15 protein-coding genes are annotated in these 15,707 nt (G+C 70.5%); 8 read left to right on the plus strand and 7 right to left on the minus strand.

Features of this window, described 5'->3' with window-relative positions; all coding sequences use genetic code 11:
• Positions 1 to 9 precede the first annotated feature (9 nt).
• The 6 genes from LMU33_RS39210 to LMU33_RS39235 all read right to left on the minus strand — a co-directional run bounded on the left by LMU33_RS39210 (position 10) and on the right by LMU33_RS39235 (position 5,190).
• On the minus strand, positions 10 to 714 hold the full coding sequence (locus LMU33_RS39210; protein ID WP_228626632.1) for a phosphatase PAP2 family protein: 705 nt from the start codon (positions 712 to 714) through the stop codon (positions 10 to 12).
• A 239-nt stretch (positions 715 to 953) separates the two neighbouring features.
• Entirely contained in the window at positions 954 to 1,910 is a 957-nt protein-coding gene (locus tag LMU33_RS39215; RefSeq protein WP_228626660.1) for a bifunctional lytic transglycosylase/C40 family peptidase, read from the minus strand.
• Positions 1,911 to 2,159: 249 nt separating this feature from the next.
• On the minus strand, positions 2,160 to 2,435 hold the full coding sequence (locus tag LMU33_RS39220; RefSeq protein WP_228626634.1) for a hypothetical protein: 276 nt from the start codon (positions 2,433 to 2,435) through the stop codon (positions 2,160 to 2,162).
• 27 nt (positions 2,436 to 2,462) lie between these two features.
• Positions 2,463 to 3,233: a trypsin-like serine peptidase gene (locus LMU33_RS39225; protein WP_228626636.1), complete on the minus strand. Its 771-nt coding sequence runs from the start codon at positions 3,231 to 3,233 to the stop codon at positions 2,463 to 2,465.
• A gap of 197 nt (positions 3,234 to 3,430) precedes the next feature.
• A complete protein-coding gene (locus tag LMU33_RS39230) occupies positions 3,431 to 4,201 on the minus strand; it encodes an SDR family oxidoreductase (RefSeq protein WP_228626638.1) in 771 nt (256 codons plus the stop codon).
• An 86-nt stretch (positions 4,202 to 4,287) separates the two neighbouring features.
• Positions 4,288 to 5,190: an oxidoreductase gene (locus LMU33_RS39235; protein WP_228626640.1), complete on the minus strand. Its 903-nt coding sequence runs from the start codon at positions 5,188 to 5,190 to the stop codon at positions 4,288 to 4,290.
• A gap of 53 nt (positions 5,191 to 5,243) precedes the next feature.
• Between LMU33_RS39235 and LMU33_RS39240 the strand changes: the two genes are divergently transcribed.
• The 8 genes from LMU33_RS39240 (at position 5,244) to LMU33_RS39275 (ending at position 15,059) form a co-directional block, all read left to right on the plus strand.
• On the plus strand, positions 5,244 to 5,867 hold the full coding sequence (locus tag LMU33_RS39240; RefSeq protein WP_372478146.1) for a TetR/AcrR family transcriptional regulator: 624 nt from the start codon (positions 5,244 to 5,246) through the stop codon (positions 5,865 to 5,867).
• Between the two features lie 261 nt (positions 5,868 to 6,128).
• Positions 6,129 to 7,490: a S53 family peptidase gene (locus tag LMU33_RS39245; protein ID WP_228626644.1), complete on the plus strand. Its 1,362-nt coding sequence runs from the start codon at positions 6,129 to 6,131 to the stop codon at positions 7,488 to 7,490.
• Positions 7,491 to 7,975: 485 nt separating this feature from the next.
• Complete coding sequence (locus LMU33_RS39250) at positions 7,976 to 8,284, plus strand: DUF8827 family protein (protein WP_014673544.1); 309 nt, start codon at positions 7,976 to 7,978, stop codon at positions 8,282 to 8,284.
• Between the two features lie 108 nt (positions 8,285 to 8,392).
• A complete protein-coding gene (locus tag LMU33_RS39255; RefSeq protein WP_228626646.1) occupies positions 8,393 to 9,220 on the plus strand; it encodes a DUF8175 domain-containg protein in 828 nt (275 codons plus the stop codon).
• Positions 9,210 to 10,538, plus strand: coding sequence for a hypothetical protein (locus LMU33_RS39260; RefSeq protein WP_228626648.1), 1,329 nt, complete (start codon positions 9,210 to 9,212; stop codon positions 10,536 to 10,538). The genes LMU33_RS39255 and LMU33_RS39260 overlap by 11 nt, the downstream gene beginning before the upstream one ends.
• Positions 10,535 to 12,094: an SCO6880 family protein gene (locus LMU33_RS39265; RefSeq protein ID WP_228626650.1), complete on the plus strand. Its 1,560-nt coding sequence runs from the start codon at positions 10,535 to 10,537 to the stop codon at positions 12,092 to 12,094. Before LMU33_RS39260 ends, LMU33_RS39265 begins: the two co-directional genes overlap by 4 nt.
• 14 nt (positions 12,095 to 12,108) lie before the next feature.
• Positions 12,109 to 13,521: an ATP-binding protein gene (locus LMU33_RS39270; protein ID WP_228626652.1), complete on the plus strand. Its 1,413-nt coding sequence runs from the start codon at positions 12,109 to 12,111 to the stop codon at positions 13,519 to 13,521.
• Between the two features lie 41 nt (positions 13,522 to 13,562).
• The gene (locus tag LMU33_RS39275) at positions 13,563 to 15,059 is read left to right on the plus strand and encodes a type IV secretory system conjugative DNA transfer family protein (protein WP_228626654.1); all 1,497 of its coding nucleotides are present in this window, start codon (positions 13,563 to 13,565) and stop codon (positions 15,057 to 15,059) included.
• Here LMU33_RS39275 and LMU33_RS39280 read toward each other — a convergent pair.
• Entirely contained in the window at positions 15,056 to 15,622 is a 567-nt protein-coding gene (locus tag LMU33_RS39280; RefSeq protein ID WP_228626656.1) for a GNAT family N-acetyltransferase, read from the minus strand. The genes LMU33_RS39275 and LMU33_RS39280 overlap by 4 nt on opposite strands.
• Positions 15,623 to 15,707: the final 85 nt, after the last annotated feature.

Genomic DNA, 15,707 nt, shown 5'->3' on the forward strand with positions numbered 1-15,707 from the left:
GGGCGGGCCCTACGCCGCCAGGTCCCGTTCCTCCGACTCCAGCGAGGAACGGGCGCCCGGCAACAGGGCGTCGCGGCTGCCCGGCGCGGCGCTCCGCCGCCGGACGATCCACCCGGCCCGGGGCGACCGCTCCACCGCTCGCACCAGCGGGGTGAGCAACGCCATGGCCGGCGGGGACAGCAGCAGCGCGACGGCCGTACCGAGCGCGAAGCCGCCGACGACGTCCGTCGGATAGTGCACGCCCATGTAGACCCGGCAGAAGCCCTCCAGCAGGGCGAGCCCGATGCCGGCGGTGCCGAAGCGGCGGTTGGCGACGAAGAGGCCGACCCCCAGCGCCATGGTGATGGTCGCGTGGTCGCTGACGAAGGAGAAGTCGCTCTTGCCGGAGACGAGGACGTCCAGCCCCTGGTGATCGACGAAGGGGCGGGGGCGTTCCACGAAGCCCCGGATCGGGATGTTGACCAGCACGGCGATGCCGGCCGCGAGCGGCGCCCACAGCAGCGCGGCGACGGAGGACGCGGCATCCTCGGTGCCCCGGCGCCGCACGGACCACCAGCACCACAGCACGAGCAGCACCATGGCGAGCAGCAGTCCGTACTCACCGACGAACTCCATGGCCCGGTCGAACCAGTGGGGCGCGTCCTTGGCCAGGCCATTGATGTCGTAGAGCAGGTCGACGTCGGGGTTCGATCCGGATTCGGCGAGTACAGCCATGGTGCTGCGGCCCCTTCGTCGGCTACCGGACGCACCTCGTGTGCGCCGCTTCCACCCCCGTGGTTTCGTAGATCCGCTTCCGCTGCACTGCCCGTACTGACGTCCGCTCGGCTACGTCAACAGGAACGCACGGTCCCCATCAATACGTTCCACTCTCCACTGAATGATCACGCAGACGTTATCGAAGAGAGACTCATCATCGCAGCTCAGGGCGGTGGTTCACGGTGGGTCACACCCTCTCAAACCGTCGTGGGGAGCGCTTTTGCGCCATCTTCGGTGACGCGGGTGGCGCCGAAGTAGTCCGGTGTGTCGATCGGATCGAACCGAATGACGGCCCCGGTCCGCGGGGCGTCGATCATGTACCCGCCACCGACATAGATCCCGACGTGGTGAATGGCCCGCGAATCGCTGCGGTCGGTGGAGAAGAACACCAGGTCACCCGGGAGGAGCTGGTCCCGCGAGGGGTGCGGCCCGGCGTTGTACTGGTCGTTGGCCACGCGCGGCAGATCGATCCCCACCTTGGCGTACGCGGCCTGCGTCAGCCCCGAACAGTCGAACCGCCCACCCTGCTCGGCCGCCCCCTCACCACCCCACAGATAGGGCGTACCCAACTTGCTCTGCGCGAACCCGATGGCTCCGGCGGCCTGTTGGGTGGGGTCGATACGGCTTACGGGGGCGGCGAAGCTCTGCGACAGGCTCCGGATCCGCTTGACGTAGTCCTGCGTCTCGCTGATGGGGGGAACACCACCGGCCTTTATCACGCGGTAGGCACCGGCGTTGTAGGCGGCGAGCATGTTGTCGGAGACGTTGCCCGGCACGTCCTTCACATACTTCGCCAGCTCGCAGTCGTACGAAGCGGCCGACGGAATCGCGTCGTTGGGGTCCCAGATGTCCCGCTTGCCGTCACCGTTGCCGTCGATGCCGTGCGTGGCCCACGTGCCGGGGATGAACTGGGCGATGCCGCGCGCGTCGGCCGGGCTGACGACCGTCGGGTTCCAGCCGCTCTCCTGGTACAGCTGGGCGGCGAGCAGCGCGGGGGTGAGCGCCGGGCACAGGTTGCCCCACTTCTGCACGAGCGACTTGTAGGCGGCCGGTACGGCACCCTGCGCGAGCCCCCGGCCTCCCGAGGTGACTCCGTTGACCAGGTTCCCGGCGACGACGTACACCCCGACGACGAGCAGCATGACGAAGCCCATGCCGAGCCCGACGGCCGCCCCACCGATCACCCATACCTTCCGCACGGTTCAACTTTCCCCCATGCGCCGACGGTTCAAGGCGGTTTCGGCGTGATGTGGCGTCATTTCACAGCGAGCCCCGCGCACATGACGCTGCTGTAGCTGTCCGGTGTGCGGATGTGGTGCCACGCGACGGTCCGGTCACCCGGGTCGTCGATGAGCGGGATGGCGGGATACGCCCGCCGGGTCAAAGACGCCCGTTCGGCCCGCTCAACGGTGTCCCTTCATGGACGTCGTCCCGCTCACCGCGTTCTCCGGCTCCGCGCCGGCCGGTGTCGTCCCGGCCGGCACACCGGTCTGCGGCAACCCGTGCCGGCGCCGGGTCAGCCGGCGCGCGGCGGTGGCAGCGGCGGCGAAGACCGCGGCCGCGAGGCCGGCGGTGAAGGCGACGGACGAGACGGACGGGAAGACGGGCCCGGTGGTGGCGATCCGCTGGCCGACCGGCAGGCCACCCGCAGGGGGACTGCTCCCCGGCGCGCCCCCCACGGCAGCCGTTCTCCCACCGCCCGCACTTCAAGGATCGCCGATGGCGTCCTTGTACAGCTCGGCCGCCCGGGCGCCGAGCACCACGCTGTACGACACGTCGTCGGTCGAGCCGCCCTCCTCATGGCCGCCGAGGACGCCGACGACCTGGTGGTCACCGTTGATCCAGGGGCTGCCGCTGGTGCCGCTGGTGAGGGAGGGGCAGTCGATGCGCTGCTGGGTACTGCTGTGCGCGGCCGGCTTGTTGGTGCAGCTGATGGGCACCTCGCGGGAGTCGGGGTAGCCGGTGACGGTCACGGCGGTGGCCCCGGTGGCCGTGCCGGTGGTGAACCGATTCGCTCCTACGACGTTCTCGATCCGCCTGCCGTCCAGGTCGCCGACGGTGACGAGGGCCAGGTCGCTGTCCTCGTCCTGGTCCTTGGCCCAGCCGTCGGGCAGGTAGCGCTTGTCGACCTTCCACACCCCGTACGGCGCCTGTCCGTCCCGGTACCCCGGCACGAACACCAGATCGGTGTCGGAGTCGCCCACGCAGTGCGCGGCGGTGGCGAGGAGGTTGCCCCGCGGGCTGTGCACGACCGAGGCCGTGCAGAAGTGGCCGCCGGACAGGTCGTCGGCCCGGTCGGCGCCGAACAGCGCGCCGACCCGCGCCGACTGCCGGTTCGCGGCGGCATCGGCGGTGACCCCGAGGGGCCCCGGCCCGTCGTCGGCGGATGCTACGGACGCCGAGGTCAGGGCGAGCATCACCACGGCCCCGAGCAGCGCGGGACGCGTGGTGACCGTGATGCGTGAGATGCGCTTCATCAGTGCTCACTGTCCCCCACGAACGTGAGATTCCCGCTGCGACTTAACTGAGATTTTCCTGTGAAACCTCCCGTTGGGCGCCGGGCGTGCGCACAGTCATCCTCCGACCAGCAACGATTACGCCACGTGACGACTCCGACGGTCCGCCCACAGCTTCGCCGCCGCCCCCGGCGCCTTCGCCGCGCCGCTCACCGCCGTCAGAAAGTCGTCGTCATCCCCCCGTCCACCGCGATCGTCTGCCCCGTGATGAACGACGCCGCGTCGCTCGCCAGGAACACCACGAGCCCCGCGATCTCGGCCGGCCGGCCCCAGCGGCCCAACGCCGTGCGGGTGCGCAGCCACCGCTCCCACCCGGGGTCCTCGGCCAGGCCGGCGTTGACCTGGGTGGCGAACGTGCCCGGCGCGACCGAGTTGACCGTCGTACCGCTCGGGCCGAGGTCGGCGGCCAGGGCCCGGGTCAGGCCGTCGAGGCCCGCCTTCGCCGTGGCGTAGGCGACGTCCCCGGTGCGGCCCAGCTGGCCGACCACCGAGGAGACGTTGATGATCCGGCCCGCCGCTCCCCGTGCGGTCAGGCCCCTCGCCACCGTCTGGCTCAGGGCGTACGCCGAGGTCAGGTGGACGTCGAGCAGCGCCGACAGCTCGTCGGGGGTCATCTCGGCCATGCCCCGCCGGTCACGGTGGCCGACGTTGTTGACCAGGACGTCGAGGTCGCCGAGGGCGCGCACCGCCTCCTCGGCGGCCTGCCGGTCGGTGACGTCGAACGCGGCGGCGCAGACGTCGTACCCGTCCTCCGCCCGCAGGCGCGCCACCACGGCCTCCAGGCTCGCCGGGTTCCGCCCGTTCAGGACGACCCGCGCCCCGGCCCCGGCCAGCCCCCGCGCCATCTCCAGCCCGAGCCCGCGCACCGACCCGGTCACCAGGGCGGTACGGCCGTCGAGCCGGAAGTTCAACGATGAACTCTCATGCATACCCGGACGTCTTCCCCACGGGCGCTCTTCATGCCTCCCGAACTGCCCGGTCGACGGTCACGAGCAGCCCGGCCCGGGCAAGCACATCACGATCGGCCGACCGGCTTCAGGCTCCACTCCACCCCGGTCAGCTCCTCCGACAGGGTCCACAGGCGCCGGGCCGCCTGTGCGTCGCCGGCCGCCCTGCTGCGACCGACGAGCGCGGGCGCGCCGCGCATCTCGCCGAGGCCGTCGGGGCCGACGTACGACGCTCCGGGCAGGTCCTGGCTCGCGGCGTACAGGGTCGGCAGGGCGCCGGCCCTGTCGCTCTGGGCGAACAGCCTGTTGCCGATCCCCATGACACCCCTCATCAGGGGATTCGCGTGGTGGCTCTGGAGGTTCGTGGCGGCCCAGCCGGGGTGGGCGGCCAGGGCCCGGACCGGGGAGGCGCTCTCGGTGAGGCGGCGCTGGAGTTCCAGGGTGAACAGGAGGTTGGCCAGCTTGGACTGGGCGTAGGCGCGGGTCGGGGTGTAGCGGCCGCGCAGGTTCACGTCCTCGAAGTGGATCGCCTTGTCGCCGAAGCGGTGGGCGCCGGAGGAGACCGTCACCACCCGGTCGGTGACGTACGGCAGCAGCAGGTTCGTCAGCGCGAAGTGGCCCAGGTGGTTCGTGCCGAACTGCATCTCGAAGCCCTGCTTGGTGCGCTGCTCGGGCAGCATCATCACGCCCGCGTTGTTGATCAGCAGGTCCAGGGGTCGGTCCCAGCCGGCCGCGAACTCCCGCACCGAGTCCAGATCGGCCAGGTCCAGGCGGCGTACCTCGGTGCTGCCGCTCACCTTCGCCGCGGCGGCGCCGCCCCGCGTGAGGTCCCGTACGGCGAACACCACATGCGCTCCGGCCCGGGCCAGCGCCTCGGCGGTGACGAAGCCGATGCCGCTGTTGGCGCCGGTGACGATGGCCGCACGGCCGGTCAGATCGGGGAGGTGGGTCGCGTTCCATTTATCGGTCATGCCTCCAAAGTAGGCATCGCCAACAATGATGTCAATGACAACATCAGGTTACGATGGTCCGCATGCCGCGCATGTCCCCGTCACCGACGAACCGCCCCTATCACCACGGAGACCTGCGCGCCGCCCTGCTCAGGAGCGCCGAGCGCACCCTGCGCGAGAAGGGCGTCGGCGCGCTCTCGCTGCGCGAACTGGCCCGCGACGTCGGGGTGAGCCACGCGGCCCCCGGCCGGCACTTCAAGGACAAGCAGGCGCTCATAGACGCCCTCGCGCTGGACGGGTACGAGCGCCTGAACCAGGCCCTGGACGCCGCCACCCAACAGCCCGGTCTCGGCCTCGAGGGACGCATGGCGGCGCTCGCCCGCGCCTACCTCGGCTTCTCCGTCGAGAACCCGGAGCTGCTGGAGCTGATGTTCGCGCGCAAGCACGCGCCCGACAGCTCCGCCCAGCTCGCCTCCGCCGTCGACGAGTCCCTCGGCTCCTTCGCCCGGATGATCGCGGAGGCGCAGGAGCAGGGCGAGATCGTCGCCGGCGACCCCGAGCGGATCACCATGATCGCCGCCGCGAGCCTGCACGGCCTCGCCGCCCTCATCGCCGCCTGCGCGCTCGACGCCGAGGAGGCCATGAACGGCCTGGACGAACACGTCCACCTGCTGCTCCACGGCCTCAAGCCCCGCTGAACCCGCCGAGGCCGGCCGATCCACCTCTGTGCGCGACCTGTGCCCCGGGTCAAGCGGCACCCAGCACAGCGCCAGCACACAGCCATTGATCAGCAATCCCCCAACCGCCTTGAGTAACGCGGAAGTCAGAATTCCGAAAGCCTCTTGTTGTCGCGTACTCAACAACGCGATGGTCGTCGCGGGCCGCCGCCCCCACCGGTCACCCACCGGTGGACCCCCACACCCGCAGGCCCCTGCCCACCACTTCCAGGAGGCTGTACCTTGCGTACGACCACCCCCGACTCCCCCCACATACGCGGCAGACGGCGCCGGATCGGGTCGGCCGCCGCGGCCACCGCCGCGCTCCTCGCCACCGGCCTGACCACCGCGGCCCACGCCGAAGCCGCCACCACGCCCCACAAGGTGAGCGCCAAGGCCGTCGCCGCCCAGGTCGCCAAGGCCCATGTGCGCTACGAGAAGGCCTGCGGCGCCACCCCGAAGAAGGGCTACGCCGCCTGCGACGCCCTGCGCGTCACCGGCGGCACCACCGCCTTCATGGAGAAGCAGGCGGCCCTGAAGGGCGCCACGCCGAAGACCGTCTCCCCGAAGGCCGCCTCCGACTCCCCCACCGGCTACGGCCCGAGCGACATCCAGTCGGCGTACGGCCTGACCGACGCCGCCTCCGCCAACGGCTCGGGCGAGACCGTCGCCGTCGTCGACGCCTACGACGACCCGAACGCCGAGTCCGACCTCGCGGCCTACCGCTCGTACTACGGCCTGCCCGGCTGCACCACCGACAACGGCTGCTTCAGCAAGGTCGGCCAGACCGGCTCGACCACCTCACTCCCCTCCGCCGACAGCGGCTGGGCCGGTGAGATCTCCCTCGACCTCGACATGGTCAGCGCCACCTGCCCGAACTGCAACATCCTGCTGGTCGAGGCGAAGTCCGCGTCCGACGCCAACCTGGGCACCGCGGTGAACGAGGCCGTCAAGCTGGGCGCCAAGTTCGTCTCCAACAGCTACGGCGGCCCGGAGTCGTCGTCGGACACGTCGTACGACACCTCGTACTACAAGCACCCGGGCGTCGCCATCACCGCCAGCGCGGGCGACGAGGGCTACGGCGCCGAGTACCCCGCCGCCTCCCGGTACGTGACCGCCGTCGGCGGCACCAGCCTGTCCACCTCCTCCGGCAGCCGCGGCTGGACCGAGTCCGTCTGGAACACCTCCAGCACCGAGGGCACCGGCTCCGGCTGCTCCGCCTACGACGCCAAGCCCGGCTGGCAGACCGACAGCGGCTGCGCCAAGCGCATGATCGCCGACGTGTCCGCCGTCGCCGACCCCGCCACCGGCGTCTCCGTCTACGACACCTACGGCTCCGACGGCACCGGCTGGAACACCTACGGCGGCACCAGCGCCAGCTCGCCCGTCATCGCCTCGGTCTACGCCCTCGCCGGCACCCCGGGCAGCAGCGACTACCCGGCCCGGTACCCGTACGACGCGGCCGGCACCTCCGCCCTGAACGACGTCACCAGCGGCAGCAACGGCAGCTGCGACACGGACTACTTCTGCACCGCCGGTGCCGGCTACGACGGCCCGACCGGCTGGGGCACCCCGGAGGGCACGAGCGCCTTCTCCGCGAGCTGATCCAGCCGCACGACCGCCCCGTCGGGTCACGGGGAGCCGCCGGATGAGGGGGACGTGGGGTCCCCTCGGCGGCACGGAAAGGAAGACGGGCCACGGCAGCCGGCCGCGGCCCGTCTTCCCTGTCCACCTCCGATGACCGACCTGCGAGTTGGAAGCACGACGGCACCCGCCGCCGGGACCATGTCCGGTTTCCCGCCCCCTGCCATGAGAACATCATCTCGACGCCTCACCCGACCAGCCGTCAGGAATCGTGCCAGGTCGTAAAGGGGGACAACGACCGAACCACACGACAGGTTCCGGTCGGACCTCGTTGCCCGGCGTGACCTGCCGTGATACACAGAGTGACCGTACGCGCCATTCGTACGAAACCCGCCAGTCAATGACGTCAAGTCGACATGCGTTGGCGACGTTGTCGGCGACAATGAGGCCTGACCTCTGCACACCGCAGGGGGCGACGGAACTACCCACCAGGGGCGGTGACTTACATGCTCTTTGCGGCCGACAAGGGAGACATCAACACCATCATCGGCGGAATCGCTCCGGACTGGGGCCCCTTCGGCAGCCTGGGCAACGAGGCGAAGGTCATGATCGAGGTGGTGATGGCGGTCGCCATCCTCCTCTGCCTCGGCATCGCGGTATGGGGCGCGGCCAAGCAGCGCATCGGCGCCACGGCCCTCCGGGACACCTTCAGCGCCGAGCAGGGCAAGGGCCTCATCATCGCCGGTCTGACGGGGGTCTTCATCATCGGCTCCCTCGGCACCCTGTTCACGATCGTGTACGGCATGGCGGTCTGAATCCCCTGAAGGTTGCGTCTCCCTGATGTCGAGTCACCACACCGCGCCCGCGCGGCAACCAGCACGGCTACCGTCGTACGCCTACGAGGGTGAGGGAGCGCGCACGCCATGACCTCCGGAGACGAGCAGGCGTACACCGACTACGGCGACACGGGCCACACCCGCACCCGCCTCCCCGAAACCGACCCCTACGGCGGCGCCCCCCGCCGCCCCACCCGCTCCTCCTCCCGCTCCCTGATCACGGTCGTCGGCGTAGTGGTCCTCCTCATCGCAGCGATCGCTTTCGCCAACCGGGGGGACCGTTCGTCCGGGGGCGGGTCGACCACGAAGTCCGACAAGCCGGCGTCCGCTCCCACGGCACCCAGCGGCACGCGTCCCGTGAACACCAAGTCCGCCGGCGTACCGACGGGGTTCGCCCACACGGAGCAGGGTGCGGAGAGTGCGGCGGCGAACTACTCCGTCGTGCTGGTCTCGGCCGACATCCTCAAGCCCAGCATGCGAAGCGAGATCGTCAGACAGGTGTTCGTAGCGGATCAGCAGGCCGCCTTGACGGACAAATTCAACAAGGCGTACAGCAAGCAGTTCCTGAGCAACATCGGCCTCGACGAAAACGGCAATGCACCCGTCGGCCACACCTACGTCTCGCGCACCGCGCCGCTCGGCACCAAGACAACGAGCTACTCGGACTCCACCGCCTCGGTCGAGGTCTGGTGCACCGGCGTCTTCGGTATGGCGGGTAACGACTCGACCAACCCCGTCACCAGCGACTGGTTCACCCTGACGCTGCAACTGCAATGGTCGGACGGTGACTGGAAGGTCAACAGCTTCTCCCAGAAGGACGGGCCCGCTCCCGTCCCCGGGGACGACAAGGCATCCAGCGCCGACCAGATGGCCAAGGCCGTCGAGGAGTACGGAGGCTTTACTTATGCCCGGTAGCGCGCCCCGCGTACTCAGGATCGCCACCGTCGTCACTGCCGTCCAGGGTGCCCTCTTCCTGCTGGCCGCACGTGCCGTCGCCGCTCCCTCACCGTCCCCGTCCTCCAACAAGTGCGACCTCATCGTCGGCCCTGCCAAACAGTTCTGCGAGAAAGACAGCGGCGGCTCGAAGAGCGGCGTGACCGGGCCCGCCAACAACCCCCTCACCGACACCCTCGACCCCCTCTCCTCCCTGGCGAAGGGCTGCGCGGACGCCGCCTCCTGGACCATCGGCAAGCTCAGCAAGGCCGTGAAGGAGACCGCCAACGTCGACTTCACCAACCCCAAGTTCCTGCAGCAGTACGCGATCGTCTTCGCCGCGTCCACGATCCTCACGCTCCTGCTGTGGCTCCTGGCCGTGGCCAAGCGAGCCGTGCGCGGCGTGCCGCTGACCACCGCCATCTCGGAAGCCGTCGGATTCCTGTGGCTGACGGTGCTCGCCTCCGCCTTCACCCCGCTGATCCTCTACACGGTCGTGTCGGCCACCGACGGCGTCACGGACGTCCTCGCCAAGGCCACCGGCGACCAGGCCGACACGTTCTTCGGCACCTTCTCCGGCGCCCTCGGCAAGGGCACCGACATCGGCGGCGGCCCGATCATGCTGATCGTGGTCTCCCTGGTCAGCATCCTCGCCGCCGGCGTCCTCTGGCTGGAGCTCGTCATCAGGGCCGCGCTCCTCTACGTCGGCGCCCTCCTCGGCACCGTCGTCTACGCGGGCCTCGTCGACAAGAACCTGTGGGGGCACGTCCGCCGCTGGGCCGGAATCATGATCGCCGTGATCCTCGTCAAGCCCGTCATCGTGATCGTGCTCGGCCTCGCCGGGGCCCTGTCCAGCGGCAACGGCCCCGACGCCTTCTCCGCCGTCGTCTCCGGCCTCGCCATCATCCTGCTCGCCATCTTCGCCAGCGCGATGATCTACCGCTTCGTCCCCGGCTTCGGCGACGAGATCGCGGGCAGCCGCAACAACCGCATCATGCAGGGAGCCGAGTCCAAGGCCGCCGCCGTCATCAGCTCTCCCGCCACCCTCGTCGCCCAGGGCATCAAGACCCACAGCTCCCGCGCCGACAACAACGGAGCAGCAGGAGGGCAGGGCAGCAGCGCACCCCGCCCGGCCAACCCCGCCACCGGCGGCGTCGCCGCCCACAGCAGCCGTACCCCCACGGGGGGCGGCGGAGCCGTCCCCTCCGCCACGCCCGCGCCCCGCGCGCCCAGTCCCGCCAACACCCCGCACGCCGGCAACACCCGCAACATCAACCGCACGGGAGGTGAAGGGCGTTGACGACCGAGTCCCACCTGTCCCATCCGGTCACGCCCCGCCGTACGTATCTCATCGGCCGCGCCCGGCCGAACGCGATCATCGGCCGGAACCGCGAGTCCGGCGAGATCGCGCTGATCATCGCGGGCGCGTTCCTCGGCATGATGTGCGGCCTGCTCGTCCCGGTCCTGTCCCTGCGGATCGTGCTGCTGATGGGCTTCCCGCTGCTCGCGCTCGCCGCGGTCTACGTGCCGTACAAGCGCCGCACCTTCTACAAGTGGTTCGAGATCAACCGCAGCTACAAGCGCGCCGTCAAGGGCGGCCACGCGGTCTACCGGTCCGGCGTCATGGAGGCGGGCACTCGGCTCGACGGGCGGGAGGTCGAGATCGGCCCGCCCCCGGGCATCGGCCGCATCACCTGGCTCGCCGCCCCCTTCGGGCCCGACGAGATCGCCGTACTGCTGCACGCCGACCGCAAGACCGTCACCGCCGCCATCGAGATCGAGGGCCCCGGCGTCGGCCTGCGCGACTCCGAGGACCAGGAGGCCCTGGTCGACCGCTTCGGCACGCTGCTCAAGCACGTCGCCAACGGCGACGGGTTCGTGACCCGGCTGCAGATGCTCGCCCGCACCCTGCCCGCCGACCCCGACGCCCACGCCAAGGACGTCGCCCAGCGAGGTGACACCCGCTCCCCCGGCTGGCTCCAGCAGTCGTACGACCAGCTGCAGTCCATGGTGTCCACCAGCAGCGAGCAGCACCGCGCCTACCTCGTCGCCTGCATGACCTACAACCGCGAACTGGCCGCCGAGGCGCACGCCATGGCCCGTGCCGTCCGCGCCCGCGGCGGCAAGGTCGACCGCGACGCGGGGCTGGCGGTGGTCATGGCACGTGAGCTGACCGACATCTGCTCCCGCCTCCAGGAGGCCGACATCCGGGTCCGCCAGCCGCTCGGCCAGGGCCGGCTCGCCTCCCTCATCCACTCCATGTACGACCCGGACCACCCCATCGACCACATCCAGGCGATGACCAAGCGCAACGCCTGGCCGGCCGAGCTCGACGCCATGGAGCCCACCTACCTCCAGGCGAAGACGAGGGAGTCCGCCACCCGCGCCCCCTGGTGCCACGCCACCGCCTGGGTGAAGGAGTGGCCGATGACCCCGGTGGGCGTCAACTTCCTCGCGCCCCTCCTCGTCCACACCCCGGACGTCATCCGAACGGTCGCGGTCACGATGGATCTCGAGCCCACCGAGGTAGCCATCGAACGCATGCTGACCGAGAAGACCAACGACGAGGCCGAGGCCTCCCGCGCCGCCAAGATGAACCGCACCGTCGACCCGCGCGACGTCGCCGCGCACAACCGCATCGACCAGCGCGGCGAGGACCTCGCCAGCGGCGCGGCGGGCGTCAACCTCGTCGGCTACATCACCGTCTCCGCCCGCACCCCGGAGGCCCTCAACCGCGACAAGCGCACGATAAGAGCCTCCGCCGGCAAGTCGTACCTCAAGCTGGAGTGGTGCGACCGAGAGCACCACCGCGCCTTCGTGAACACACTTCCCTTCGCCACCGGCATCCGAAGGTAGGGGCTGATTCGCCGATGCGGGATCCGCTGTCCGTCCTCACCGACGCCTTCACCTCCTTCCTCTTCGGGAAGGTCGAGACCACCCGGCCGCCGGTGCGCACCTCCACGGGCCAGGCCCAGGCGGTCTATCTGCCCACGGCCGCGCCCGGCCTCGGCGACTCCGGCGTCATCATCGGCCGCGAGGTGTACTCCGGAAAGGGCTACATCTACGACCCCTTCCAGCTCTACGGCCAGCAGCTCCCCGCCCCGCACTGGCTGGTCCTCGGCGAGTCCGGCAACGGCAAGTCCGCGCTGGAGAAGACCTACGTCCTGCGCCAGCTGCGCTTCAGGGACCGCCAGGTCGTCGTCCTGGACGCCCAGGGCGAGGACGGGGTCGGCGAATGGAACCTGATCGCGGAGGAGCTGGGGATAACTCCCATCCGGCTCGACCCCACGGCCGCCCTGAACCACGGGATCCGGCTCAACCCCCTGGACCCGGCGATCACGACCACCGGGCAGCTCGCGCTGCTCCGGACCATCATCGAGGTCGCGATGGGCCACGGCCTGGACGAACGTGCCGGCTTCGCGCTCAAGGTCGCCCACTCCTACGTCAACGAGTCGATCCTCGACCGCCAGCCGGTCCTCTCCGACATCGTCGAGCAGCTACGGCACCCCGAGCCGGAGTCGGCGGAGGCGATGAACGTCGCCATAGACGACGTACGGGCCTGGGGCCTGGACGTCGCCCTGGTCCTGGACCGCCTGGTCGACGGTGACCTGCGCGGCATGTTCGACGGCCCGACGACCGTGGGCATCGATCTGGACGCCCCGCTGATCGTCTTCGACCTCTCCCACATCGACCGCAACTCCATCGCCATGCCCATCCTCATGGCGATCGTCGGCGTGTGGCTGGAACACACCTGGATCCGCCCCGACCGCAAGAAGCGCATCTTCCTGGTCGAGGAGGCCTGGCACATCATCAACAGCCCGTTCGTGGCCCAGCTGTTCCAGCGCCTGCTGAAGTTCGGCCGCCGGCTGGGTCTTTCGTTCGTGGCGGTGGTGCACCACCTGTCCGACGTCGTGGACGGCGCCGCGGCCAAGGAGGCGGCGGCGATCCTGAAGATGGCCTCCACCAGGACCATCTACGCCCAGAAGGCCGACGAGGCCCGGGCCACCGGCCGGGTGCTGGGTTTGCCGAGGTGGGCCGTGGAAATCATCCCGACACTGACGCCCGGCATCGCCGTATGGGACGTCAACGGCAACGTCCAGGTGGTCAAACACCTGGTCACGGAGACGGAACGCCCGCTGGTCTTCACCGACCGCGCGATGACCGAGTCCTCCAGCGACCTCACGGCCGACGACGCGCTGCGCGCCGCCGAACTGGAGGCCGAGCAGCGGGCCGCGGCCTTCGTGGAACAGCACCTGGGCGACTCCGAGTCGACGGTGGCGTAGAGGCAGCGGCAGGAGTCGGGGCAGAGGCAGGGGAGGAACGGGTGAGACCGGACGCTCGCGACCGCCGCGAGGACCGCCGGGAGGGCGAGGGCGGCATCCCCGACGGCCTGCTGGTCGGCATGCTCGCCTTCCTCCTCGGCATGACCGTGCTGGTGTGGACGGCCACGGGCCTCGCCGCCCTCTTCGCCAAGGGCGCCTGGCCGCACGGCGTCACCTTCACCCGCACCCCCCTCGCCATGCGCCACCTCATCGGCGAACCCCACGACATCACCGGCGCCTGGCCCGACACCCCCGCCGCCCAGCTCTCCGGCTGGGGCCTGTTCTGGGGCCTGTTCATCGGCCAGCTGATGGTCCTGTTCGTCCTCACCGTGTTCGTGATGGGAGCGATGGCGAGATGGCGGGCGGGCAGAGCGCGGGCGCGCGCCCGGAAGACGATGCCGGCGCCGCCCCACCAGAGGCACGAGGTGCCGGTACCGCGTACGGAGCCCGAGCCGACGGAGGCCGTCCCGGCCCCGCAGCCCAGGGTGACCGCACCGGATCCGGCACCGCAGAAGCCTCCGGCCCACCTCTCGGCCGACGATGAAACGGCGGGCGGGTGGGAGACCAACCGCGCCGAAGGCCCGGTGCTCTACGCCCCACCCGAAGCCCGCCAGGCGGCCGCGGCCAAAGCCGTACGCGACGCGGAGGGTCCCGCCCTGGTCGTCACCTCGGACCCCACCCTCTGGTCCGAGACGAAGGACGCCAGAGCCAAGCTGGGCCCCACCCTCCTCTACGACCCCGCCCACCTCTGCGACACCCCGGCCCGCCTCCACTGGTCCCCCACCACCGGCTGCGAGGACAAACAGACCGCGCTGAGCAGAGCCACCGCCCTCCTCGGCCCCGTACAGCCCACGGCCAGGATCGACCAGGCCGTGGCCGACACCGCGCTGACGCTCCTGCGGAGCTACCTCCACGCCGCCGCCCTGGAGAACCGCACCATCCGCCACGTCCACCGCTGGTCCCAGGGAAACCAGGTCCAGGACGCCGTACGGACCCTCCGCACCCACCACAAGGCCTCCCCCGGCGCCGCCGGCGAACTCGAGGCCGCGCTCACCGCACACCCCGAACGCCGCGACATCGCCCAGGAGCTGACCAGCCGAGCCCTCTCGGCCCTGTTCACCGTCAACATCCGCGAGGCCTGCACTCCAAACCGAACTGATGCGCTTGCCTTGGATTCCTTCGTCCACGAAGGGGGCACGCTTTATGTGGTCGGTGAATCCATCGAGGACCCTCGGAGCAACCCCGGCGCGATGCCGCTCCTGACGGCCCTCGTCTCCAGCGTGGTCGAGCGCGGCCGGCGCATGGCCGAACGGTCATCCTCCGGTCGGCTCGACCCACCACTCACGCTCGTCCTGGACGACATCGCGGCCGTGGCCCCCATCCCCCAGCTCCCCGACCTGCTCGCCACAGGCACCGACCAGGGCCTGCCCGCCCTCGCCCTGCTCCGCTCCCGAGAACAGGCCCGCTCCCGCTGGCCGCACCGGGAACTGCCGGTCTAGGACCGCCACTCCAGCACGAACTCCCACTCCTTCTGCGTGGTGTCCCTCACGAACGGCACGATCACCCCGCTCGGCACGAACCCCGCCTTGCGGTAGGCGCTCCGGGCACGTTCGTTGTCCTCGTGCACCAGCAGCCGTACGCGCTCCGCGCCCCGCTCCCGCGCCCACTCCACACCGGCGTCGAGCAGGGCTTCGATCAGCCCGTTCCCCCGGTGCTCGGGCCGGACGTACACCCCGACCACATGCCCCTGCCGGCACTCGACGGCGAGCCCCGCCCAGTCCTTCGTCCCGGCCTCCTCGATGAGCACGGTGACCGAGCCGGCCCAGGTCCCGTCGGACGCCTCGGCGATGAACTGCCGCGCCGCCGTGGACCCCTCACCGGAACCGACGGCCCGGTCCTGCCAGAAGGCGTCCGCCCTGGCCGCACCCTCCTCGTACGTCTCCAGGAAGGCGAGGTGCGCGACCGGGTCCCGCAGGGCTTCCAGCCGCAGCTGCTTCACTCGGGGCCAGTCGTCGGGTCGTATGGCACGGATGACGTAGTCACCGCCGGTCGAGGTGCTCATGGGGGCCACCGTAGTGCGGCACCTTGCCGACGGCACCCCATATTGTGCAAGCGCCCCTGAAATGCAGAAAGGCCCACGCAATTCA

The sequence above is a fragment of the Streptomyces barringtoniae genome (assembly GCF_020819595.1).
In the GTDB taxonomy this organism is placed as follows: domain Bacteria; phylum Actinomycetota; class Actinomycetes; order Streptomycetales; family Streptomycetaceae; genus Streptomyces; species Streptomyces barringtoniae.